Source organism: Streptomyces sp. NPDC021020 (genome assembly GCF_044333285.1).
In the GTDB taxonomy this organism is placed as follows: Bacteria; Actinomycetota; Actinomycetes; order Streptomycetales; family Streptomycetaceae; genus Actinacidiphila.
On the sequence record NZ_JBIRQQ010000003.1, the window covers coordinates 708,148 to 731,248 of the forward strand.

Sequence of the window (23,101 nt, forward strand, 5' to 3'; positions counted from 1 at the left end):
ATGGACGTCAGTCTCTTCTTCTTCGCCGACGGCGGCGACGCCGACGGGTACCGGCTGCTGCTGGAGAGCGCCCGGTTCGCGGACACGCACGGCCTGACCGCGGTGTGGACACCCGAGCGGCACTTCCATCCGTTCGGCGGCCTGTATCCGAACCCCGCGGTGGTCGGCGCGGCCGTCGCCGCGGTGACCGAGCGGGTGGCCGTCCGGGCGGGCAGCGTCGTCGCGCCGCTGCACCACCCGGTGCGTATCGCCGAGGAGTGGTCGGTCGTCGACAACCTGTCGGGAGGCCGGGTCGGCGTCTCGTTCGCCTCCGGCTGGCACGGGGTGGACTTCGTGCTGAAGCCGGAGAACTTCGCGGACCGCAAGAACGCCATGGCGGACGCGGTCGGGACGGTCCGGCGGCTCTGGCGCGGGGAGGCGGTCGAGTTCGTCGACGGGGTCGGCGACAAGCAGTCGGTCCGCGTCCACCCGGCCCCGGTCCAGCCCGAGCTGCCGGTGTGGATCACCAGCGCCGGCTCGCCCGAGACGGCCCGGACCGCCGGGCGGCTCGACGCCGGGCTGCTGACCCACCTGCTGGGCCAGGACCACGAGGCTCTGACGCGGACGGTCCGGGCCTACCGGGACGAGCTGACGCGGGTCCACGGCGGCGACGCGCGCGGCCATGTGGCGCTCATGATCCACACGATGCTCGGGACCGATCGTGAGCGGATCCGCGAGCAGGTCCGCAAGCCGATGTGCGACTACCTGCGCAGTTCCGTCGACCTGATCGTCAAGGGATCGTCCGCGGTCCTGCCGCCGGGCGTCGACGTGAACCGGTTGCCGGAGCGCGACAAGGAATTCCTCGTCTCGCACGCGTTCAACCGCTACTTCACCAGCAGCGGCTTGTTCGGCACCGTGGACGACGGCGTCGAGATCGCGGAACGGCTGCGCGCGTGCGGTGTGGACGAGATCGCGTGCCTCATCGACTTCGGTCTGCCGCACGACGTCGTCCTCGGGTCTTTGCGGTACATCGCGGAGCTGCGTGACAGGATCAACGGCGAGGACTGGAGTGGCGATGAGTACGGACAGCCCGACCGTCCGGGACGGACGTGACGAGGACGAGGTGGCCGCGCGCGGCTACGATCCGTTCGACTACCGGGTCCACGACGATCCGTATCCCTTCTACGCCTGGATGCGTGAGCACGCGCCGCTCTACCGCAACGAGAGCCGCGACTTCTGGGCGCTGTCCCGCCACGCCGACGTCAAGGCGGCGCTCCGCGACCCGCGCCGGTTCTCCAACGTCAACGGGATATCGCTGGAGTCCGAGCTGTGGGGACCGCGCGCGGTGCAGACCAGCCTGTTCCTCGCCATGGACCCGCCCCAGCACGGCGCCTACCGCGGCGTGGTGTCGTCGGCCTTCACACCCGGCCGGGTGGCCGCACTGGAGCCGCGGATCCGGCAGCTGGCCCGCGAACGGCTCGTGCCGCTGCGGGACCAGCCGAGATTCGACTTCGCGGCCGACTTCGCCGCCGGCCTGCCCAACGACGTGACCTGCGAGATGCTCGGAGTGCCGGCCGCCGACTGGGACCAGATCCGTGCCGACGCCGATCAGCTGAACCAGCGCGGGGACGGCTCGGACGACCGGGGCCCGGACTCGGTGGCCGCGGCCCTGCGGATGGCCGAGTACTTCGTCGACCTGGTGCAGGACCTGCGCCGGAGCCCTCAGGAGGACCTGACGTCGGTGATGATCCGGGCGGAGGTCAACGGCGAGAAGCTGAGCGACGCGGAGGTCGTCGGGTTCCTGTTCCTGATGATCACCGCCGGCAACGAGTCCACCGGAAAGACGCTCGGCAACGCGTGGCACCACGGCGCGCGCCTCCCCGACGTCCAGCGGGCGGGGCTGAACGGACGCGCCGCGGACTGGTCGCGGGAGACGCTGCGCTACGACTCGGCGAGTCAGATGACGGCGCGCACCCTCGTGGCGGACACCGTCATCCACGGCACCGCGCTTCCCGCCGGCGCGCGCATCGTGATCCTGCCCGCGTCCGCGAACCGGGACCACCGGGTCTTCGGCGACCCGGACCGTTTCGACCTGGACCGCGACAGCGGCAGCCGGATGATCAGCTTCGGCCACGGGCCGCACCACTGCATCGGGTCCGCGCTGGCCCTGCTCGTGATGCGGATCGGACTGGAGGAGGTCGGCGCGCTGGTCTCCGGCTACGAGATCGACACCGCCAACGCCCGGCGGATCCACTCGCCGCACCAGCGCGGCTTCGCCTCCCTGCCGTGCGCGGTGACCCACCGCCCGCGGGCCGGGACCACGGATGCGTGACACCGGTCCCGCCGGCTTGCCGGCGGGACCGCCAGACGAGGAGTCGATGCGCGTGAACTCGTTCAACGATCACGGCGGACCGGCCGCCGACGCCGAGCGCCGGTGGTTCAAGCGCTTCGGCCGCCCCGAGTCGTCCCCCGACATCAGGCTGCTGTGCTTCCACCACGCCGGCGGGGCCGCGGCGGCGTTCCGGCGCTGGCCCCAGGAGCTGCCCGCGTCGGTCGCGCTGATCGCCGTCCAACTGCCGGGCCGCGCGGACCGGTTCGGCGAGGCGGCGTTCGACCGGATGCCGCCGTTGGTCGACCGGCTCGTCGAGAGGGTCGGTCCGCTGCTCGACCGACCCTTCGCGTTCTACGGCGCGAGCATGGGCGCGCGGGTCGCGTGGACGCTGGCCCACGCCCTGCGCGAGCGCGCGCTGCCTGTGCCGCGCATGCTGTTCGTCGCCTCCAACAGCGCGCCCTGCCACGACGACGGCACCTTCGGCTGGGACCGCCACCTGGACGACCTGGCCGGCTACCTGCGGGAGATGGGCGGCACCCCGGAGGAGGTCCTGGCCGAACCGGAGCTGGTCGAAGCCCTGCTGCCGACACTGCGAGCCGATCTGGACCTGCTCGCGTCCCACCGCTTCCGCCCCGAGGTCCCGCTGGACATCCCGATCCACGCGTTCGCCGGCGTGGACGACCTCACCGACCCGCCGGAGCGGGTGCGCGGGTGGGCGCTCGAGACCACGGCCCGATTCGAGCTCGACGACGTCGCGGGCGGCCACTTCCACAGCCCCGACACCGAACGCGCCGTGATCCGGGCCGTGGTCCGGGACCTGGTGCGTCAGCAGTCCCGGACCACGGCGGACACCGGTCTCAACCGGTCGGCACGACCGGCTGCGCCGACAGCCGGCGGTAGGACTCCGCCAGCTTCCGCGCTCCCGTCCGGACGACCTCGGACGGCCGCGCCAGCGACAGGCGGATGAACCGCTGACCGCTCTCCGGGTCCGCCCAGTGGAAAGGCGCGCAGGGCAGGACATGGACGCCGCGGGTGACCAGGTCCTTGTACAGCAGGGAGGAGTCGGGACCGTCGGCGGGGAGTTCGACCCGGGCGACGCTGATCTGCGAGTCCGGGTCGGCCAGGTGCAGGCCGGCCCCTTCGACGGCCTCCCGCACCGCCGCCCGGTTGCGCTCCACGGCGGCGGCGGCGCGTACCCGGCCGCCGTTCTCCCAGTCCTGCGCCAGCGCCGTGATCAGCTGCAGGACCACCGGTGAGGCGGCGAGCAGCGACTCCGAGAACGCCCGGTCGATCGGCAGCCCCGTCCGTGCGCTGTAGGCCAGCAGCCCGATCTTGAGCTCGTGGGTCGGCCACAGCTTGCCGGTGTCCTCGATGACGATCCAGTCGGCGCCGGCGGTTTCCAGGACCGCGTACGTGTCGTACTGGGCGGCGAGGACCTGGCCGCGGAAGCTGGCGTCGATGACGACCGTCTGGCCGTGCCGCGCCGCGTGCTCGGCGAGCGAACGGAGATGGCCCTCGGGGGTGACCAGGCCCGTCGGGTTGTTCGGGTGGGTCACGACGATCGCGCCGACCGGCGGGCCGGGCCAGTCCTGCTCCAGCAGTTGGGCCTCGGACAGCGGTGTCAGCGACAGGCCGCGTGTGGTGAAGAGGTCGGCGATGTTGTCGAACGTCGGGTGCAGTACCGCGATCGTCGTACCGGTCGGCAGGGCGCGGGCCACGATGTCGGTCGCCAGCGTCGAGGAGTAGCAGCTGAGGATGCGGCCCGTGCCGATCGGGGCGGTGTGCTGCCCGACCGCTCGGAGGAACGCCGCGTGTGCCTCGCGTTCGATGTCCGGGAACGCCCGGCGGGATGCCTCGGTGAACATGGCGGGGATCCGCGCGACGATCGCGGCCTGCTCCGCGGAGAGCGGGAGCCGGGCGTGCCCGTCGGTGAGGTTGAGACCACCGTCGATGTCGGTGAGGGCGTCGACCTCCATCGCGGTCAGGTTCGCGAGCTCTGTGATCATGTGGTTCCCTCTGTCGCGTGCGTCTCGGGTGGACGCCTCGGAGCTGGGGCCGGACCGGCCCCCGGGGGAGCGTCGGGGGCCGGGCGCCGGTCGGTGCGAACGCTATGCGCCCGGGCGGGCGGTGCACCTGTCCCCTCTAACGGGGACCGATGCCGGCGCGGGGTTCGCTCCTAGACTCACCAGGCATGACCGCTGCGGTCATCTCGCTCGGCACACCGGCCCGGGAGGAACGCGATGCATCACCTGACCCTGACGCCGGAGGACGGCGAGCGGTTGGCACCGCTGCTCGCCGGGATCGCCTCGGCGTACTCCGTGATCGAGGACCCCGAGCTGATCCGCCGGGCGCCGGTGCTGGCCCGCTCGCTGCCGGCCCGCCTGCTGGAATTCCTCGAGGAGTTCCGGCTCGGCGAGCCGTCGGCCCTGTGCGTGGTCTCCGGGCTCGCGGTCGACGGGGCGGCGCTCGGGCCCACTCCGGAGCACTGGCGGGACAGCCAGTTCGGCTCGCCGGCGTTTCGGCAGGAGATCTTCTTCCTGCTGTGCGCGGCGGCGCTCGGGGACGTGTTCGGCTGGGCGACCCAGCAGGACGGCCGCATCATGCACGACGTCCTGCCGATCAAGGGCCACGAGAACTACGAGATCGGCTCGAACAGCCTGCAGCACCTGTCCTGGCACACCGAGGACGCCTTCCATCCCTGCCGGGGCGACTACGTGGCGCTGATGTGCCTGAAGAACCCGGACCTGGTGGAGACGGTCGTCTGCGACGCCGGGGACCTCGACTGGCCGGCGATCGACGTGGAAGCGCTGTTCGAGCCCGAGTTCACCCAGATGCCCGACAACTCGCACCTGCCGGAGAACGCCGCCGAGTCGACCGGTGACCCGGCCGTCGACCGTCTCCGCGCGCGGAGCTTCGAACTCATCCGGTCGTGGAACGAGCATCCCGTCAAACGCCCCGTGCTGTCCGGCGACCGGCTGAGTCCGTACATGGCGCTGGATCCCTACCACATGAGGACCGACGGCTGGTCCGCCCGGTCCGTGGCGGCGTTCCAGGGGCTGTGCGACCAGATCGAGGCGAACATGCGGGGCATCGCCCTGCGGCCCGGCGACTGCGCGTTCATCGACAACTTCCGGGCCGTCCACGGGCGCAAGTCGTTCACCGCCCGGTACGACGGATCGGACCGGTGGCTCAAGCGGCTCAACATCACGCGCAACCTGCGCGGCTCGCGTGCCTGGCGGCCGGCGCCGGACAACCGGATCATCTACTGAACCGGTACTGCCCGGCGCCGGTGCCGCGGTGGTCAGGCGCCGGCCAGGGCCAGGCGCTCGGCGAAGTCGGTGAGCGCGGTCAGGCCGACGTTGCTGACGCTGACCCGGAACGTGCCGCGGTCGTCGGGGAGGAACGCCGTGCCGGGCATGACCAGGGCGTCGTATGTGGTGACGAGTTCGCGGACCACGTCGTCGGTCGGGCGGTCGGCGAACGGATGGCGCACCCAGCCGAAGAACCCGCCGACGGACAGCAGCTCGAAGCCGCCCGGCCGCCCGGCCATCACCGCGCTGAGATGCCTCCTCTTCCCGGCGACCTCCGCGGCCCGTGCGCGCCGCCAGTCCCGGGCCAGGGTCAGCCCGGCCCACGCGGCCTCCTGGCCGATCCGCGGGGCGCAGATGGCCACGCAGTCCAGGAGTTTGAGCGCCTGGCGGTTCAGCTCCGGTGACGCGACCACGGCCCCGACCCGGTGGCCGGGGATGGCGAGGTCCTTGGAGAAGCTGTGCAGGCTCACCACTGTCCGCGCCCACTTCGGGTCGGTGTACAGGTCGTGGGCCGGTTCGTCGCTGTCACGGAACGAGCGGTAGGTCTCGTCGAGGACCAGGGCGATGTCGTGCCGCTCGGCGAGCGCCGCGAACGCGGCGATGCGGTCCGGCTCCAGCGTCACCCCGCTGGGGTTGCCCGGCGTGACCAGGACGATTGCGCGCGTCCGCGCCGTGATCAGGGCCTCGGCGGCCCCCGGCGCCGGCAGGAGATCCGGTCCGGGTTCGAGGTGGACGGGGACGATCCCGTTCAGCCGCAGCCACATGTCGTGGTTGAAGTAGTACGGCAGCGCGAGGACGACCTCGTCGCCGGGTCCGGCGAGCGCCGACACCGCCAGGCAGAACGCCTGGTTGCAGCCGGCGGTGACCATCACGTTCTCGGCGTCCACCTTTCCGCGGTAGTCGGCGCGCAGTTCCGCCCCGAACGCCTGGCGGAGGCGCGCGAGGCCCTCGATCGGCACGTAGTCCGCCCCGTGCGGATCCCGCGCGACCGAGGCGACGTGCTCGACCACGGCGTCCGCTGCCGGATACGGCGGTGCGGCCTGGGCGAGGTCGAGCAGCGTGCGCTCGCCGCACAGCTGGTCGAGCAGGGAGTAGGCGGTGGCGATCGGCGAGTCGATCTGGCCGACGGTCCCAGGGTTCAGGCGCATCCGACGGCCCCCCTCACGCCGGTTCGCCGGTGCTCGGGCCCGGAGCTGCCAGGGCCGTCCGGCCGAGCAGCGCGGCCCGGGTGAGCTCGGCCTTGTTCCCGGCTCCCAGCTTGGTCCGGATCCGCTTGACGTAGGTGTCGACCGTGTGGGGGCTGATGCCCAACCGGGTGGCGATCTGACCGTGGGTGCGTCCCAGGGAGATCTGGCGGAGCACCTGTTCCTCCCGCCCGGACAGGCGGGTGACCGGCCCCGCGGCAGGGAGCGGGGCGGGCCGGTCGTCGCGGACGACCGCGCTCCCCGAGGCGGCGGCGCACACCGCCTCGACGATGCCCGCCACCGACTCCCACTTGCCGACGGCGCCGGCCGCGCCCGCCCCGAGGTAGTCGGGGCGGGTCCTCGGGTGCCCGGCGCCGTGGTCGGCCGGGCCGTTGGCGAGGACCAGGACCGGCGTGCTCCTCGCGGCCGCGCTGATGTAGGGGAGGATCTCCGGCGCCGGGACGGCGTCGATGTCGATCAGGACGGTGTCGGCGAGCCATGACGGTTCCTGCTCGGGCGATGCTCGCGTGGCGATCACCTTGATCCCGTTGTCGGTCAGGCATTGGACAAGACCCATCAGGAAGACGGGCGAGTTGGTGAGGATGTCGGTCCGGATCACGATGCCCCCGTGGTGTTCTGTGAGGACCCTGAGCTCCGAACTGCGAGAGGAGAGTACGGATCGACGGTGAGGAACCCGTCACCCGGCGGCCGGCCACCGCGTCGCGACCACCGGGCGGCGGATCGTGCTGCCGCTGATGTCACGGGACGAGAGCCGGGCCCCCGACGGGGGACGGCCCGGATCCGGCGGTGTCGGGCCGCGACCATCGTTCGTCCTCCGCAGGGCGTGCCGCGCGCTTCCGGCGGGCCGCGACGCGGATCCGTCCGGTCACTCGGGCCGGAACGACGTCGAGACCTGTGAGTGGCGATGCGGCGAGCTGCTGGGGTCGTGTCGAAAGGAAAGCCCGGATCGCATCCGGAGAGCCGGAGCCCTCCGGTTGCTGAAGAGGGCGTCAGGCTATCCGGGGCGCGCGGCCCGCGCAGTCACGTGAACGAGGTACCGCGGCCCGCCGCGAAGCGGAGCCGGCCGCACGCCGCCGCCGGCCCGCCGACCCGCCGGCATCGGTGCCTTCGACCAGGTCACCGTAGGGACCCGCGCGACCGGACGCCGTCGCACCGGAGGGGCGTAGCCCTTTTCCGTGACTCCTGGCCCGGCGGCCACCGACCCTAACGTGAGCGACGAGCGACAGAGCCTGCCCCCTGCAGGTTCGTGACCGGAGGGCGGGTTCTGACCTTGCTGCGGACTGCTGGAGGCCCGAGAGCCGGACATCACGCGTTCGGACGCGTGCTGGTGCCGGCCGGTCGCGACCGCATCGTCGGCCGATGATCCGGGACTCGACCGTGCCGTCCCCGGACGCTCTGGTACGCGCCCGGGCGCAGTCGGCCGGCGACCGGGAAGCCCTGGTCGATCTCGCCGACGCCGGTGCGACCCTCACCTACGCGGCGCTGATGAACCGGGTCGACGCGCTGGCGGACAGCCTGCGCGCGGCGGACGTCGGTCCGGAGGATCCGGTCGCGGTCCTGCTCGACCGCCCGGCCGACACCGTCGTCGCGATGCTGGCGGTGTTCGCGGCCGGCGGGGTCTACTGCCCGATCGACGCCGGCGCCCCCGCGCCGCGTCTGACGGCGGTCCTGGACCGGCTCGGCGCCCGGGTCGCGATCGCCGACGACGTGAACGCCGTACGGCTTCCGGCCGGTGTCGCGGCCGTTCGCCCGCAGGTGCCCGGCGCCGTGGCGGCCGACCGCGCGGCCCCGGTGCCCGACGCCGCCGCGCCGGGGGACCCCGACGCCCTGGCGTACGTGCTGTTCACCTCCGGATCGACCGGTGAGCCGAAGGGCGTCGCCATGACCCGCCGAGGGCTCGCGCGGCTGCTCCGGTGGCAGGTCGGCGACGCGGCCCCCGGTCTCAGGACGCTGCAGTTCACCGCCACCTCCTTCGACGTGACGTTCCAGGAGATCCTGTCGACCCTGGTGACCGGCGGGTGCCTGGTCGTCGTCCCCGACGACGTCCGCCGGGACCCGGCCGCGCTGCTGGACGTGATCGTCGCGCAGCGGGTCCAGCGGGTGTTCCTGCCCTACGTGGCGCTCCAGTTGCTGGCGGTCGCCGCGGCGCGCGGCGGGGTGGTCCCCACGACGCTGGAGCATGTCGTGACCGCGGGGGACCGGCTGATCGTCACGCCGGCGATCCGCGGATTCTTCTCCGCCCTCCCGGGGTGCCGACTGGACAACCACTACGGGCCGACGGAGGCCCATCTGGTCACCAGCCTGACGCTGCCCGGGGACGCGGCGGACTGGGACGCGGTCCCGTCCGTCGGCGGCCCGGTGGACGAGGTCGTGTGCCGGGTGCTCGACGAGCGGCTCGCGCCCGTCCCAGAGGGCGGTGCCGGCGAGCTGTACGTCGCCGGAGCCGGTCTGGCCAGGGGCTACCTCCGGGATCCGGCGAGGACCGCGGAGCGGTTCGTGGCAGACCCCTTCGCGCGCACCCCCGGCCGCCGTCTCTACCGCACCGGGGACCTCGTCCGGGCCCGCGCCGACGGGACGTACGAGTTCCTCGGCCGCGACGACGGCCAGTACAAGGTGCGGGGCTTCCGGGTGGAGTCGGCCGAGGTCGAGAACGCCCTGCTGAGCCATCCGCGGGTCGAGGCGGCGGCGGTCGGCATGCGCGAGGTCGCCGACGGGGTGTCCGTGCTCGTCGCCTACCTGCAGACCGACGGAGCCGTCCCGCACGCCGACATCTCCGACCACGTCCGGGGCCTAGTCCCGGCGTACATGGTCCCGTCCCGGTACGTCCGCGTCGACCCGATGCCGCGGACCGGGACGGGAAAGGTCGACGCGCAGGCCCTGGCCGGACTCGACGTGTCGGCCGCGTCCGACGCCGCCCCGGCCGTGCCGGACGCGGCCGGACCGGCCGAGGTCGTCAGGGCCCTGTGGACCAGGGTGCTGGGCCACGACGAGTTCGACGACGACGACGACTTCTTCGACATCGGGGGCGACTCGCTGCTGGCGACGTGGGTCGTCGCCGAGCTGGGGCAGGCGTTCGGCCGCCCGGTCGAACTGTCGGTCCTCCTGGAGCACAGCACCGTCGAGGACCTGGCTGCCGCGCTGCCGGCCGGGCCGGGGCCGGTCCGGCGCTCGCACGCGTCGCAGATCGTCACCTTGCGCCCCGGCCCGTCCGGACGGCGTCTTTACCTCGTCCACCCGCTCGGCGGCGAAGTCCTCTGCTACCGGGACCTGGCGCGGGCCTCGCGCGCACCGGTCCGGCTGCTCGGCATCGGCTGGGCGGGCGAGCCGCCCGCGCCCGGCAGCTCGCTGGCCGAGATCGCGCGCGCACACGTCGAGCAGGTGCGCACCGTCCAGCCCGACGGGCCCTACCGGCTGGCCGGCTGGTCGTTCGGCGGCGTGCTGGCCTACGAGATGGCCCGGCAACTGACCGCGGCCGGCGCCGAGGTGGACTTCCTGGGATTGCTCGACGCGAACCCGGTGATCGACCCGATCACCGGACTGCCGCTGCCGGAGACGCCGTTCCTCGCCCTGCTCGACGAGGTGGCCGCCCTGCTCGACGATCCGGCCGTCACCGGCGCCGAACTCGCCGAACTGACCTCGGGCGACACCTGGCTCCAGCTGATGGGCGCGCCGATCACGGCGGAGGTGTCGAGCGGATACCTGCGGAACGTGCTCCGAACCGCCCGGGTCTGCATGGCCGCGGCGATGCGGTACGCACCACAGCCGTACGGCGGCCCGATCGACCTCTTCCAGGCCTCGGAATCGGGGGCGGTCCGCCGGGGCCTGCTCGCGGACGCGGTCCGCGGGCTGTCCACCGGGGCGTTCGAGGTCTCGGCCGTCCCCGGCGATCACCGGGGGTTCATCGGAGCGGAGCACGCGGCCGAGACGGCAGCGGTCCTGGGTTCCGCGATGGAGCGGGTGGGTTCGGCATCGAGCACGGCAGGGAGCCTGGCACATGGATCTTGAGACCGACGTGAAGACCTTCGACGAGCAGGGGTTCATCGGGCCCTTCACCCTCTGGGAACCGGAGGAGATGACCGCCTGGTGGAAACAGCAGCGCAAAGCCCTGCTGGACCCGGCCAACAACGAGCGCAAGGCGTTCGACAACCCGGTGAACTACGACCGGCACCTCGACATCTCCGGCCTCGGCCGCCTGATCACCGAGCCGGAGATCGTCGAGCGGATGCAGGCGCTGATCGGCCCCGACATCCTCTGCTGGCGCACGGAGTTCTTCCCGAAGAACCCCGGCGACTCCGGTACCGGCTGGCACCAGGTCGAGACCTACGCGATCGGCGAGACCACCCAGGGGATGCTCGAGGCGACCGCGCACTCGCCCGGTGCCCCGATGGAGCTGACGTGCTGGGTGGCGTTCACCGAGGCGTCCCGGGAGAACGGCTGCATGCGGATGATCCCCGGCAGCCACCGGGAATGGCGCTACGACGAGCACGCGCCGATGTCCTGGAACGGGGCGGCCCAGGACAACTCGTTCTTCGGCTACAACTACGACGACATCAAGATCGACAAGGACTGGAGCCCGGACGACCAGGACGTCCGCCACCTGGAGATGCGCCCCGGCCAGTTCGTCATCTTCACCGCGCGCTGCATCCACGGGTCGAACCCGAACATCAGCAACCGGCAGCGCATGGGTTTCGCCATCCGTGTCGTGCCCACTCATGTACGGGTCTACGGCGGCATGACCGAGTTCGACGAGTTCGGGCACCACTTCGACCTGGCGCGGCACGGCTGCGTCCAGGTCGGGGGCCGGGACAGCTACGGGCTCAACCGGATCCATTCCGAGAACGCCTGGGGCGAGCCCTTCGCCCCGGGCGCGCCTCCCGCTCCACCTCGCTAGGAGAGGACGATCATGACCACCTCGTTCGCCGACAGGCTGGCCGAGAGCCCCGTGTACCGCACGTTCCGCGACCACCCGTTCTTCGCCGCCGTCGACTCCGCGGACCTCGACAAGCGCCAGGCCGGCATCCTGATCGAGCAGTGGTGGCATCCGCTGCACTACTTCCCGACCTTCCTCGCCCGCTGTGTCGCGGTGCTCCCCGACATCGCCTCCAAGAGCGCCGTCACCAAGATCCTCAACCAGGAGGCCGGCGGCGGGGTGGTGGCCCGGGCGCACGAAGTGATCTACGTCGAATCCATGGACCGGTGCGGCTTCGACCGGGCCGCCGTCACCGGCACCGCGCCGTACCAGGAGACGGCGGACCTGGTGGAGGGCTACCGGAGGGGATCGGAGGAACGCGAGTCGGCCCTCGGCTTCATCTTCGCCACCGAGACCACCGACCTTCTCATGGTCTCGAGCATCGGCAGGATGATCGAGCGGACCACCGGCGTCAGCGACAACGAGTGGGTCACCATCCATGTGTCGCAGGAGCCCGACCACGTGGAGGAGGCCAACCACACACTGCTCGCGGACTTCACCGCCGACCAGGAGGCGGAGGTCGTCGAGGCCGCCGAGGAGATGTGGCGGCTGTGGACGAGGTTCTTCGACCGTCTCGCCGTCGAGTCCGGCATCGAGTCAGGTGCGCAGGCGGTGGGATCGTGACCGATGTGCGGGCGACCTATCGTCGGTTCCCCGCATGGACGCAGCACTTCTGGACCTGGCAGACCGGCAAGGCTCTGCCGGGCCAGAAACCGCTGCTGCGGCACACCTGGGCCAGCTACCTCGCCGTCACCCTCGCGGTGTTCCTCTCCGGACTCGCGATCTCGACGGCGGCCCTGGCCACGATGTGCGCGTACTGGTACGTCGCGCTGTTCGCCGGGTGGACCCTGACCGTCTGCGGAGAGCGCATGATGGTCCTCGTCATCGCTCACCAGGCGTTGCACCGCCGGTTCTCGGGGAAGGCGTCCCTGGACACCTTCTGGGGCGAGACGGTGACGGTGCTCAGCGTCTTCCACACCTTCGGGGACTTCAAGGAAGAGCACTTCGACAACCACCACCGGCGGGAGATCTTCGCCACGCTGGCCGATCCGCCGGTCAGGTTCCTGCTCGACCTCGGCTTCCGGCCCGGGATGACGCGGGCGGCGCAGTGGCGCCGGGCGTGGACCGTCTTTCTGTCCCCGGCGTTCTACTGGCACGGGTTCGCGGGCCGGATGGGCAGCACGCTGAGAAGGGGCGGACCGGCCCGCCGCCTGGGCTTTGCGGCGTGGGCGGCGTGGTGGTTGTCGCTGCCGTTCTGGTTCCCGCACGGCACGCTGGTGCTGGTGCTGGCCTTCGGCCTGCCGGTGATCCTCTTCGCCCAGCTCAGCGCGCTGCTGGACCGGCTGGGCGAGCACGAGTGGCTGGCGTCCCGCAACCCCGAGTACGGCCACCGCTTCTACACGGCGTCCAACACGTCGGCCAGATTCTGCGGGGCCCCCGTGCCGGCGCGCGCGACGCCCTTCGGCCCGCAGTGCGCGGCCTGGGTTCGCTGGACCGCGCTGACGGTGTTCTACCACCTGCCCTGCCGGCTGCTCGTCGTCGTCGGGGACCTCCCCAACCACGACTACCACCACCGGTATCCGTCCACCCCGGAGTGGACGACGGTCGCCTACGCGCGCCAGCGGGACATCGACACCGGGCCCCAGGGGCCGGACTACCAGGAAGTGTGGGGGATGGGCGCGGCGATCGACCGTGTCTTCCGGAGCTGGGAGGACATCCGCGAGGATGCATACGCAGATCGTTGACACGTTCGCAGACGGCAGGTTCGCGGGAAACCCGGCGGCGGTGGTGCGGAGGTCCGACTTCCCGTCCGGCGAGGACATGCAGGCCGAGGCCCACCGGATCGGCCTGCCGACGACGGCGTTCGTCGTGCCCGTCGCGCCCGCCGAGTACCGGGTGCGCTGGTTCACCCCCTACGCGGAGATCAACCTGTGCGGGCACGCCACGATCGCCGGCGCGCGCTGCCTCTTCCAGGACGCCGACAACGCCGGTGCCACCAGGCTCACTTTCGTCTCGGAGAACGGGGTCCTGTTCGCCGAGCGCGTCGGTGACCTCGTCGCGATCGACCTGCCGACGTCCGCGCTCACCCCCTGCGATCCGCCGCCCGGACTGCTCGCGGCCCTCGGCACGGACGCCGTGGGCTGCGCCGCGGCGGCCGACGACGTCCTCGTCGAGCTCCGGTCGGTGGACGAGGTCACCGCGGTCCGGCCGGATTTCGCCGCCCTCGCGCGGCTGCCCTTCCGCGGGATCATCGTGACGGCCCCGGGCGAAGCGGGGATCGACTTCGTGTCCCGGACGTTCTTCCCGTCCCTCGGCGTCGACGAGGACCAGGTGTGCGTCTCGGCCCACTGCAAACTCACCCCCTTCTGGGCGGCACGGCTCGGCAGGCCCGTCCTCAACGCGCTCCAGCTGTCGGAACGGGGCGGCCGCCTGGAGGTTCACGACGCCGGCGACCGCGTCCGCGTCCTGGGCACCGCGGTACTGCGCCCGCAGGGGTCCGGCCGGCACTGACGGTGCCGGCCGGCACCGGTGTCCGCGGGTTCGTGTGCCGGCGTGCCACCGCGGCCGGTCTACCCCGCGGGCGCCGCCGCCAGGAACGTCCTGAGGCGGGAGACCTGTGCGGGCGTCGCGGCGAACGCGTCGAGATGCGTCCCGTGCTCGGTCACCGCCAACCGCGCGTCCGGCAGGATCCTGGCGAGCTGCCGCGACCCGGCCGGATGCGCGATGTGATCGTCCCGGCTGGTCACGACCAGGCACGGCTGGGCCACCCGGGCCGCCGTCTCCCGGGAGTCCCAGTGCATGGTCGCCCCGGTCAGCCTGGCGTACCGGTAGAAGAGCTCCGTCGTGGCGTACGGCCGGACCACCAGCGGCCCGACACCGGCCGGCACGCCGGTCATCGGTCCGCTGACGAGCTTGCGGCGCACCCAGGCAGCGGAGTCACGTGACTCGCCGGCCAGGTCCAGCAGGGCCCGCATGTTGGCCTGGTGATCGGTCTTCTCGGCGTCCCCTCCCAGTTCGAGGTCGGCGTGCCAGAGGCTCAGGGAGCTGACGCTGCCGGGCTGCCGGGCGGCGGCCAGCAGGGCCGGCGCGGCGCCGCCGCACAGTCCCATCAGGTGGACCGGGCCGGTGTCCAGGGCCTCGACGAGCGCCAGCAGGTCGTCGGCCTGGTGCGGGACGTCGTGGCCGCGCGTGTCGAAGTCCGCCGGGTCGTCGATCCGCTCGCCGGTGCCGCGGGTCTGGGGGACGACGCAGCGGTGGGTCCGGCTCAGCGCACCGAGCCACGGCAGGGAGAGCCGGTGGCCCATGGAGCACGCGGGGGACAGGAGGACGCAGGGACCGCCGGCCGGGCCGGCCTCGACGACCGTGAGCACCGTGCCGTCCGGCCGGCGCACCGCGTGCCGCCGGTATCCGGCGTCCTCCTCGTCGGCCAGGCGCCGGGCTTCGTCCGCCGCCCGCGCGACACCGTCGGCGTCGAGGCCGGCCAGCTCGGGGGCGCGCTGGATCCGCCGGATCTCCGCCGCGAGCGCGGCGACGGCGAAGTCCCGCTCCGGTCCGTCGGCCGGCGCGTCGAAGGCCAGCGGCACCTCCAGGGCCAGGCAGACGGCTGCCACCAGGTCGGGAGCGCGGTCGCAGGTGCCGGCCGGGAGCGCGAACCGTCCGACCTGGTCGGTCAGTCCGGCCAGGTCGCGGACCGCCGAGACCAGGGCGGCGAGCGCGGCCGTCATCCGGCGGCCCGGGCCAGTGCGCGGGCGGTGACCGCGGGGCCGAGGTCGCGCGGATCGACGTCCAGTCCCAGCCGCGCGCCGACGGTGACGATGATGCGCGCCATGGCCAGCGACGCCGCGCCGTGGTGCGCCAGGTCGTCGTCCGCGGTGATCCCGGGATCGCCCAGGATCTCGTGGACGACGGCCAGGACCGCGGCGACGCGTTCGTCGCCGGCCGCGCCCGCGGCCCGGTGCGGGGCACCCCGCTCCACCGTGTGGTCGGTCACGCTCTCTCCATCCATGTGGATCTCGGTCGTCCGGCCTGCGCCGCGGGGAGCAGGGCCCGGTCGTGGTCGCCGTCCCGGGTCAGCGGCAGCCGGTCCAGGACGACCACCTGCCGGGGGACCAGGTACTCCGGCAGCCGGGTGACGAGGTGCTGCCGCAGGCGCCCCACGTCCACCGACCGGCCGGGCGCGGCGACGTACGCGGTCAGCCCGGTGCGACCGTCCTGGCCCACGCTCTCGGACACCTCGGCGTCGTGGACGCCGTCCACGTCGAGCAGCGCGGCGACGGTCTCCAGCCGGTCCGCGGCCTCCGTGCCCATGCCCTGCCCGGCCCGTGGACCGGCGAACTCGATCAGCCCGTCGGCCCGTCGCCGGACCAGGTCGCCGGTGCGGACCCCGCCGAAGCAGAGCTCCGCCACCTCGCCGGCCGCGGAGGGCCGGCCTGCCGGGTTGACCGTCACCGCCGGTTCGCGGAGAGCGCTTCCGATTGGCAGCCGCAGCGGGGCCGTGTCCGGCGACCAGTCCGCGGGCACCTCGAAGGCGGCCGGCGGCGGACTCGCCGGGTCCGGCTGGTAGAGGCCGACGACCCGGCACCCGGGCGCGAGCCACCGCACCAGCCCCACGTCGTGCGCGGTGACATCGCCGCCGTTGGCGAGGAAGACGCATCGCAGTGTCGGCAGCGCCGACGCCGCCCCGCGCGACGCCAGCGCCCGCAGGGCCGGCGCGGTGAGGTGGACCACGGTCACCGACGTCCGCCGCAGCCACCGCAGCACCAGCACCGGGTCGTCGAGCACCTCGTCGTCCGCCACGACGTGCTTGCAGCCGACCGCGGCCGCCGTGGACCGCGCCGCACGGCGCAGGCCCGAACCGCCGGCCAGAACGGCGAGGCGGTCCTCGGCGGTCAGCCCGAACCGCTCGGCGATCCCGGTCGCCGGCGCCGCGGGCCCGGCGGACGCCGGGCCCGCCAGGTCGAGATCGCGGATCCGGCGTGCCGGGCCCTCCGCCGCCGCCGCGAGCACCGCCCGCAGTTGGCCGAGGAAGGCGTCCATCATCGACGTCTCGTACCGGTCGGCGTGGTACAGCAGGTCGAAACGGTAGCCGTCGCCGCGGCGCAGCACCGTGAGGTCGAGGTCGAATTTGCCCGGCTGCGGCGGGCCTTCGCACGTCTCCACCGAGACGCCGGGCAGCCTCCAGTCCTGCTCGACGCTCTCGACCATGTTCACGAGGACCTGGAACACCGGCGTGCGCGACGGGTCGCGCATCGCCCGCAGCTCGCTCACCAGGACCTCGAAGGGCGTCCGCCCGTGGGCGACGTATCCGTCCAGGGCCGCGGTCCGGACCCGGTCGAGCACATCGCCGAACGTCGGGTCGCCCGCCAGTCCCACGCGCAGCGGGACGGTGTTCACGAACATCCCGACCAGCGCGTCGGCGCCGCACGCGCCACGGGTGTCCACCGGCACCCCGACGACCAGGTCGCCCTGGCCGGACCAGCGGTGCAGCACCGTGGCCACCGCGGCCAGCACGGCCATGAACGGCGTCACGTCGTGCTCGCGGCACAGCCTCCGCAGCGCGGCCGCGCCGTCGTCGCCGAGTTCCGCGCCGACCCGGCCGCCGACCGCGCCCTGCGACGGCGACCGCCGCCGGGCGGCCGGGAGCACGGTCACCGGCGGCGCCCCGGCCAGCCGGTCCCGCCAGTGGGCGACCTGGTGCGCCAGCCGCTCGCCGGTGAGGGTGTTCCGCTGCCAGACCGCGTAGTCGCGGTACTGGAGCGGCAGCGCCGGCAGGGCGGCCGGGCCGGGATCCCCGCCGGCGCGGTAGAGCGCGGACAGCTCGCGCAGCACGAGCCCGGTCGACCGCCCGTCGGCGACGATGTGGTGGATCGTCATGCTCAGAAGGTGTTCGGTGTCGCTCACGCGGATCAGCAGGCAGTCGAACAGCGGCCCGGCGGCGAGATCGAACGGCGTGGCCGCCCGGCCGTCGGCCAGGCGCTCCGCGGCGACGGCCGCGCCGGGTCCCTGCCCCGACAGGTCCTCGACGCCGAGGCGCCACTGCGGGTCGGGGTCGGACACGCGTTGCACCGGCCGACCGCCGACCTGGTGGAAGGTGGTCCGCAGGCTCTCGTGGCGGCCGATCACCGCGCGGATGGAGCGTTCCAGGACCGGCCTGTCGAGCGGACCGCGCAACCACTGGCGACCGTGGATGTTGTAGGCGGCCTTCGGCCGGAACTGGCACTCCAGCCAGATCCGCTGCTGGTCGAACGACAGCACCGGTTCGGCATCGGGCGACCGGGGGGTCAACCGGGGGACATCGTCCGCCGGTCCCGGTTCGGGCAGGGCCGCTGCCAGGTCGGACAGCCGCGGGTTCTCGAACACCAGCCGCAGCGGGATCGCCAGACCGGCCCGGGCCCGCAACCGGCTGATCACCCCTCCGGCCAGCAACGAGTCCCCGCCCAGGTCGAAGAAGTCGTCGTCGCGGCCGACCGATTCCCGTCCGAGTACCTCCCGCCAGACGTCGGCGACCAACTGCTCGGCGGCTCCGACCGCCGGTGCGGCGCCGGTGTCCGCGGGGAGTGCGGGCACCGGCAGGCTCAGGCGGTCCACCTTGCCGTTCGGCGTCTGGGGCATCGCTTCCAGAAGCACCAGCGTGGCCGGGACCATCACCACCGGCAGCGTCCGCCGCAGCCGGGCTCGCACGTCGTCCACGTCGAGCCCGCCGGGTCCGGCCGCGGTCACGTAGCCGACCAGCCGGTCACCGTGCAGCGCGACCACCGCGTCCCGCACGTCCGGATGGCGCTGCATCGTGCTCTCGATCTCGCCCAGCTCGATCCGCTGGCCGCGGATCTTGATCTGGAAGTCGCTGCGGCCGAGATAGAGCAGCGCCCCGTCCGCCCGGCGGCGGACGAGGTCGCCGGTGCGGTACATGCGCTCACCGGTCGTCCCCGCGAAGGGGTCGGCCAGATAGCGCGACGCGGTCAGGGCCGGCTGGTTGAGGTAGCCGCGGCTCAGCCCGCGGCCGGCCAGGTACAACTCGCCGACCGCGCCGACCGGCACCGGTCGCAGCGCCCTGTCGAGGACGTAGGCGCGGCCGTGCGGCAGCGGCGCCCCGATCGGCGGAGGCTCCCCGGGCAGCAGCCGGGCGGCCGTCGAGTACGTGGTGTCCTCGGTCGGCCCGTAGAGGTTGAAGACGGCCTCGATGTGACCGGTGGCGTAGAGGTCGTCGACGAGTGCCTGCGTGACGGCTTCGCCGGCCAGGCCCACCGCCCGCACACTGGGCGGGACGGCGCCCGCGGCGACCAGGGCGCGAGCCGCCGAGGGCACCGAGGAGACCATCGTGACCTCCGGCCGGTCGACGAGGAGGGCGAGCGCGTTCTCGACCACCACCACGGTCCCGCCCGAGCACAGCGGCCCGAAGAACTCGAAGACGGACACGTCGAAGCAGATCGACGTCGACGCCAGTGTCCGGGCCAGGTCGGCGGGCGGGAACGCGCGCGACGCCCACCGGACGAGTGCCGCCGCATTGCGGTGGGTGGTCAGCACGCCCTTGGGCCGCCCGGTGGAGCCCGAGGTGTAGAGCAGGTAGGCGACCTGGTCGGGGGCCGGAGCCGCGGTGCCCGCGGCGGACGTCGGCTCACCCTCGCTCGCGCGCAGGTCGGCGGCGGTCACGACGGTCCGCGCCGAACTGTCGTCGAGCATGTACGCGATCCGGTCCGCCGGATACGCGGGATCCAGCGGCAGGTAGGCCGCGCCGGTTTTGAGGACGCCGAGCATCGCGACGGCCAGGTCGGCCGACCGGCCCAGCCGGATGCCCACGACGTCGTCCGCCCCCACGCTCCGGCCCCGCAGGTGGTGGGCCAGCTGGTTCGACCGCTCGTCCAGCCGGCGGTAGGTCAGCCCGCGGTGCGCGTCCTCGACCGCGACCGCGTCCGGGGTCCGGGCGGCCTGGGCCGCGAACAGCTCCGTCAGGGTGGTGTCCGGATCGTCCGGGACCGGCCCGCGTGCCCACCGGTCGAGCGCCGCGCGGTCGTCGTCGGTGAGAAGGTCCAGGCCGTCCGTCGGCCGGTCGGGTTCGGCGAGCACGCGGGCCAGCAGCACGGGCAGCCGCCCGGCCGTGCGGGACGCGGTCGAGGCGTCGAACACCTCCGCGCTGTAGTCCCAGGTGCCGTGCAGCCCGCCTCGCTCGCGCCACAGGTGGAGGTCCACGTCGTAGCGGATGCCGGGCCGGGTGAGGGCCAGCCGGTGCAGCGGGGAGCCGGCCAGCGTCGCCCGGCCCCAGTCGCCGTGGAAGGCGAGGCCGGCCCGGACCGCGCCGGTGTCGCGGCCGCGCCCCGGGCCGAGCATCGCGGCCAGCTCCTCGAACGGCACACCGCGATGGCCGAGAGCGGCCAGACTTGCGGCCCGGGCGCCGCGGACGAGATCCCGGAAGGTCCGCCGGCCGCTCAGATCGGCCCGCAGCAGGAGCATGTCGGACAGCAGCCCGACGACGCCGTGCCGCCCGGGGCCCGAGCGGCCCGCTTCGGGCACGCCGACCGCGAAGTCGGTCTGTCCGCTCTGCTCGCCGAGCAGCAACTGGAACGCGGCCAGCACGACCATGAACACCGTGGCGTTCTCCTCGCGCCCGAGCCGTTCGGCCGCGCGGACCAGCTCGGCCGGCAGGTCCACGGGGACCGATCCGGCCCGGAACGTCGGCCGGGGCGGCCGGGGCCGGTCCGTCGGCAGATCCAGGACGGGCAGGCCGGCGAGACGTGTCCGCCAGAACTCCGCGGCCGCCGGCCCCGCCGGGGCGGGCGCCGCGCCAGGTACCGGGCCGCCGAGCCCGCCCTCGTAGGCCGCCGACAGATCGGCCAGCAGCACCTGCATCGAGCCGCCGTCGCAGACCAGGTGGTGCGCGACGAAGACGAGCAGCCGCTCGTCGTCGGCCAGCCGGCAGCCGGCCAGCCGGGCGAGCGGGGCGTGCCCGAGATCGAAGGGCTCGGCGGCGACCCGCTCGGCGTGGTCGCGGGCCGCGATCTCGCGGTCGGGGGGCGGCAGGTGCCGGAAGTCGGTCCACCGGGTCGTGACGGCGGCCGAGTCCTGGACCGTTCGCGCCATGCCCCGCTCGTCGTCGGCGAACGTGCTGCGCAAGGCGGGGTGCCGGCGGACGACGGCGGCCAGCGCGGCGTCCAGGCGGTCCTCGTCCAGCGGTCCCCGGTGGCGCACCATGAACGGCAGGTTGAAGACCGCGGTGCCCGGGTGCAGCCGCTCGAAGGTCAGCACGCCGCGCTGGACGGTCGACAGAGCGGCCGGGGCGTCGGCCGGGGAGGCCGCCTCCACGCCCTTGGCCCGCCACCGCTGGACGAGGCTCCGGCCGACGGCGGAGTCCATCAGCCGACCCCTGCGCCGTCGTGCGCGGACGCCAACCGCTCGCGCACCAGGGCCGGTGTGCCACCTCGGGAGACCCAGAGGGCCAGGAGGGCGTCCGCCACGTCGTTCGCCGTGGGCGCCGCCAGGACGGACTCCAGCGGCACCGGGAGACCGACGGCGTCCTCGATCACCGCGGCGGCCTCGGCCGTCTGGACGGAGTCGAGGCCGAGTCCGGTCAGGCTGTCCGCGGGCCGGCATTCCCGGACACCGCAGACCTCCGCGACGACGCCGCAGATCACCGCCGCGAGGTCGGCCGTCGCAGCGGCACTCTCACGCCGTTCTGCCAGGGCCGTGAGCCGGAACCCGTCGGCGATCACCGCGTCGTCGTACGCGCCCGCGAGAAGGGCGTCGCGGGTGGCCGACCGCCGGATCTTCCCGCTCGACGTGCGCGGCAGTGAGCGGGGCGGGACCAGCGCGACGACCGCGAGCCGCAGATTCGTCCGCTCCAGCACAGCGGCCCGGATCCGGGGCACGAGTCCCTCGCCGGGCCGGCCCAGGGTCTCCAGGACGAGTACGGGCAACGGCTCGGAGCCGGCGTCGACCAGGAACGCCGCGGCCGAGCGTCCGACCCGGCCCACCGCCTCCAGGGCAGCCGCCTCGACGTCGACCGCGTGGTGGTTGACGCCCCGGAAGACGATCACGTCCTTGACCCGGCCGGTCGGGAACAGCTCGCCGTTCCGCAAGTAGCCGATGTCGCCGGTCCGCAGGAAACGCCGGCCGTCGAGCTCGGCGAACTGGTCGGAGGAGTCACCGTGCAGATGCCCCGGTGTGACGTTGGGCCCGGCGACCCAGATCTCGCCCTCGGTGCCGTCCGCGACCGGGGTCAGGCGCTCCGGGTCGACGACCGCGATCCGCTGACCCGGGATCGACGTCCCGCAGCTGACGGGAGAGAGCGGATCGCCGCCGGGTCCCGACCAGTGGCCGGCGCTCACCATCAAGGTCGCCTCGGCGAGGCCGTAGCAGGGCAGGAACGCCTGGGCGCGGAATCCGGCCGGGGCGAACCGTTCCGCGAACGCGGCCATCGTGCGGTGCCTGACGGACTCGCCGCCGTTGAAGGCCACCTGCCAGCGCGACAGGTCCAGCCCCTCCAGCGCGCCGTCCGTGCGCGCCCGCCGGACGCACAGGGCGTAGGCGAAATCGGGGCCGCCGCTGGCGGTGGCGCCGGTCTCGCCGATCTGCCGCAACCACCACAGCGGGGCCTTGAGGAAGTCGACGGGCCGCAGGATCCGCACCGGTATGCCCGCCGCCACCGGGGCCAGCAGGCCGCCGATCAGGCCCATGTCGTGGAACGGCGGCAGCCAGGTGAGCCCGCGCGAGGCCGCGGTCAGCCCGAACCGCTCGGCGATGGAGGCGGTGTTGGCGGCCACGCTGTCCTGGCGGACCAGCACGCCCTTGGGCGTCCCCGTGCTCCCCGAGGTGTACTGGACGATCGCGATGTCCTGCCGCGCGGCTCCGGGCGGCGGCGCGTAGCCGGCGCCGTCCGCCTCGGCTCCCGGTACGGAGAGCACCGTCGGGACGGCGATCTCGGGATGAGGCGCGGCCGCCAGGACGGCGGTCGGCCGCGCGTCGTCGACGATCGCGGCCAGCCGACGGCCGTCGGACATCGGGCCCGGGGGATATGCCGGGATCAGCGGCCGCCCCGCGAGGAAGGCGGCGAAGACGGCGACCGGATACTCCAGACCGGAGTCGTAGGCGAGCAGAACGGGCCCCTCGCCGCCCCCGGTCAGCTGCGCGGCGAGCACCGACGCCCGGGCGGCCAGCCCGCCGTACGTCAACGTGGTGACCCCGGCACCGAGTTCGGCGAACTCGTAGGCAACCGAGTCGGGTGTGTGCTCGGCCCGGCTCCGCAGCACGTCGGTGAGAGCCTTGGCATCCATGGTGAGGACGCTATCGACGCTTCCCGGTGACCGGGCGTCCC

The 23,101-nt window shown here is 73.5% G+C and carries 16 protein-coding genes; 9 read left to right on the forward strand and 7 right to left on the reverse strand.

Translation table 11 applies throughout. The annotated features are described in order from the left end of the window. The 3 genes from ACH4SL_RS11515 to ACH4SL_RS11525 are packed head-to-tail and all read left to right on the forward strand — an operon-like array spanning nt 1 to nt 3,278. Nucleotides 1-1,092, forward strand: coding sequence for a MupA/Atu3671 family FMN-dependent luciferase-like monooxygenase (locus ACH4SL_RS11515; protein ID WP_398443825.1), 1,092 nt, complete (start codon nt 1-3; stop codon nt 1,090-1,092). Beyond that, complete coding sequence (locus ACH4SL_RS11520) at nt 1,055-2,311, forward strand: cytochrome P450 (protein WP_398443828.1); 1,257 nt, start codon at nt 1,055-1,057, stop codon at nt 2,309-2,311. Before ACH4SL_RS11515 ends, ACH4SL_RS11520 begins: the two co-directional genes overlap by 38 nt. A 52-nt stretch (nt 2,312-2,363) precedes the next feature. Continuing rightward, on the forward strand, nt 2,364-3,278 hold the full coding sequence (locus tag ACH4SL_RS11525; RefSeq protein WP_398443830.1) for a thioesterase II family protein: 915 nt from the start codon (nt 2,364-2,366) through the stop codon (nt 3,276-3,278). Here ACH4SL_RS11525 and ACH4SL_RS11530 read toward each other — a convergent pair. Continuing rightward, nucleotides 3,169-4,317 (reverse strand): aminotransferase class I/II-fold pyridoxal phosphate-dependent enzyme, encoded by a 1,149-nt coding sequence (locus ACH4SL_RS11530; RefSeq protein ID WP_398443832.1) that lies wholly within the window; start codon nt 4,315-4,317, stop codon nt 3,169-3,171. The genes ACH4SL_RS11525 and ACH4SL_RS11530 overlap by 110 nt on opposite strands. Nucleotides 4,318-4,551: 234 nt before the next feature. Between ACH4SL_RS11530 and vioC the strand changes: the two genes are divergently transcribed. Further along, nucleotides 4,552-5,580: an arginine beta-hydroxylase, Fe(II)/alpha-ketoglutarate-dependent gene (gene vioC / locus ACH4SL_RS11535; protein ID WP_398443835.1), complete on the forward strand. Its 1,029-nt coding sequence runs from the start codon at nt 4,552-4,554 to the stop codon at nt 5,578-5,580. A 32-nt stretch (nt 5,581-5,612) separates the two neighbouring features. Here vioC and ACH4SL_RS11540 read toward each other — a convergent pair whose 3' ends face one another. Next, complete coding sequence (locus ACH4SL_RS11540) at nt 5,613-6,770, reverse strand: aminotransferase (RefSeq protein WP_398443837.1); 1,158 nt, start codon at nt 6,768-6,770, stop codon at nt 5,613-5,615. A gap of 13 nt (nt 6,771-6,783) precedes the next feature. After that, nucleotides 6,784-7,425, reverse strand: a complete 642-nt coding sequence (locus tag ACH4SL_RS11545; protein WP_398443839.1) for a LuxR C-terminal-related transcriptional regulator — start codon at nt 7,423-7,425, stop codon at nt 6,784-6,786. Nucleotides 7,426-8,186: 761 nt separating this feature from the next. Between ACH4SL_RS11545 and ACH4SL_RS11550 the strand changes: the two genes are divergently transcribed. Genes ACH4SL_RS11550 through ACH4SL_RS11570 form a run of 5 tightly spaced genes read left to right on the forward strand, consistent with a single transcriptional unit; the run spans nt 8,187 to nt 14,307 of the window. Continuing rightward, on the forward strand, nt 8,187-10,832 hold the full coding sequence (locus tag ACH4SL_RS11550) for an amino acid adenylation domain-containing protein (RefSeq protein WP_398443841.1): 2,646 nt from the start codon (nt 8,187-8,189) through the stop codon (nt 10,830-10,832). Next, a complete protein-coding gene (locus tag ACH4SL_RS11555; protein ID WP_398443843.1) occupies nt 10,822-11,718 on the forward strand; it encodes a chlorinating enzyme in 897 nt (298 codons plus the stop codon). Before ACH4SL_RS11550 ends, ACH4SL_RS11555 begins: the two co-directional genes overlap by 11 nt. A gap of 12 nt (nt 11,719-11,730) precedes the next feature. Beyond that, nucleotides 11,731-12,420, forward strand: a complete 690-nt coding sequence (locus tag ACH4SL_RS11560; protein WP_398443845.1) for a TenA family transcriptional regulator — start codon at nt 11,731-11,733, stop codon at nt 12,418-12,420. Beyond that, nucleotides 12,417-13,541: a hypothetical protein gene (locus tag ACH4SL_RS11565; RefSeq protein WP_398443848.1), complete on the forward strand. Its 1,125-nt coding sequence runs from the start codon at nt 12,417-12,419 to the stop codon at nt 13,539-13,541. Before ACH4SL_RS11560 ends, ACH4SL_RS11565 begins: the two co-directional genes overlap by 4 nt. After that, complete coding sequence (locus tag ACH4SL_RS11570) at nt 13,522-14,307, forward strand: PhzF family phenazine biosynthesis protein (protein ID WP_398443850.1); 786 nt, start codon at nt 13,522-13,524, stop codon at nt 14,305-14,307. The genes ACH4SL_RS11565 and ACH4SL_RS11570 overlap by 20 nt, the downstream gene beginning before the upstream one ends. 59 nt (nt 14,308-14,366) lie before the next feature. Here the strand turns inward: ACH4SL_RS11570 and ACH4SL_RS11575 are convergent, their stop codons facing one another. From ACH4SL_RS11575 to ACH4SL_RS11590, 4 genes are read right to left on the reverse strand one after another with little or no spacing between them, the layout of a single operon-like run. After that, nucleotides 14,367-15,521, reverse strand: a complete 1,155-nt coding sequence (locus tag ACH4SL_RS11575; RefSeq protein WP_398443852.1) for an alpha/beta fold hydrolase — start codon at nt 15,519-15,521, stop codon at nt 14,367-14,369. After that, the gene (locus tag ACH4SL_RS11580; protein WP_398443854.1) at nt 15,518-15,787 is read right to left on the reverse strand and encodes an acyl carrier protein; all 270 of its coding nucleotides are present in this window, start codon (nt 15,785-15,787) and stop codon (nt 15,518-15,520) included. The genes ACH4SL_RS11575 and ACH4SL_RS11580 overlap by 4 nt, the downstream gene beginning before the upstream one ends. Next, on the reverse strand, nt 15,784-21,144 hold the full coding sequence (locus ACH4SL_RS11585; protein WP_398443856.1) for an amino acid adenylation domain-containing protein: 5,361 nt from the start codon (nt 21,142-21,144) through the stop codon (nt 15,784-15,786). Before ACH4SL_RS11585 ends, ACH4SL_RS11580 begins: the two co-directional genes overlap by 4 nt. Then, nucleotides 21,144-23,060, reverse strand: coding sequence for an AMP-binding protein (locus tag ACH4SL_RS11590; RefSeq protein ID WP_398443858.1), 1,917 nt, complete (start codon nt 23,058-23,060; stop codon nt 21,144-21,146). Before ACH4SL_RS11590 ends, ACH4SL_RS11585 begins: the two co-directional genes overlap by 1 nt. Nucleotides 23,061-23,101 lie beyond the last annotated feature (41 nt).

Excerpts from the sequence above, each read along its gene's own strand:
- ACH4SL_RS11515 (WP_398443825.1), top strand. The coding sequence starts at position 1 with ATGGACGTCAGTCTCTTCTTCTTCGCCGACGGCGGCGACGCCGACGGG.
- ACH4SL_RS11520 (WP_398443828.1), top strand. The coding sequence starts at position 1,055 with ATGAGTACGGACAGCCCGACCGTCCGGGACGGACGTGACGAGGACGAG.
- ACH4SL_RS11530 (WP_398443832.1), bottom strand. The coding sequence starts at position 4,317 with ATGATCACAGAGCTCGCGAACCTGACCGCGATGGAGGTCGACGCCCTC.
- vioC (WP_398443835.1), top strand. The coding sequence starts at position 4,552 with ATGCATCACCTGACCCTGACGCCGGAGGACGGCGAGCGGTTGGCACCG.
- ACH4SL_RS11540 (WP_398443837.1), bottom strand. The coding sequence starts at position 6,770 with ATGCGCCTGAACCCTGGGACCGTCGGCCAGATCGACTCGCCGATCGCC.
- ACH4SL_RS11550 (WP_398443841.1), top strand. The coding sequence starts at position 8,187 with ATGATCCGGGACTCGACCGTGCCGTCCCCGGACGCTCTGGTACGCGCC.
- ACH4SL_RS11555 (WP_398443843.1), top strand. The coding sequence starts at position 10,822 with ATGGATCTTGAGACCGACGTGAAGACCTTCGACGAGCAGGGGTTCATC.
- ACH4SL_RS11560 (WP_398443845.1), top strand. The coding sequence starts at position 11,731 with ATGACCACCTCGTTCGCCGACAGGCTGGCCGAGAGCCCCGTGTACCGC.
- ACH4SL_RS11570 (WP_398443850.1), top strand. The coding sequence starts at position 13,522 with ATGCATACGCAGATCGTTGACACGTTCGCAGACGGCAGGTTCGCGGGA.
- ACH4SL_RS11575 (WP_398443852.1), bottom strand. The coding sequence starts at position 15,521 with ATGACGGCCGCGCTCGCCGCCCTGGTCTCGGCGGTCCGCGACCTGGCC.
- ACH4SL_RS11585 (WP_398443856.1), bottom strand. The coding sequence starts at position 21,144 with ATGGACTCCGCCGTCGGCCGGAGCCTCGTCCAGCGGTGGCGGGCCAAG.
- ACH4SL_RS11590 (WP_398443858.1), bottom strand. The coding sequence starts at position 23,060 with ATGGATGCCAAGGCTCTCACCGACGTGCTGCGGAGCCGGGCCGAGCAC.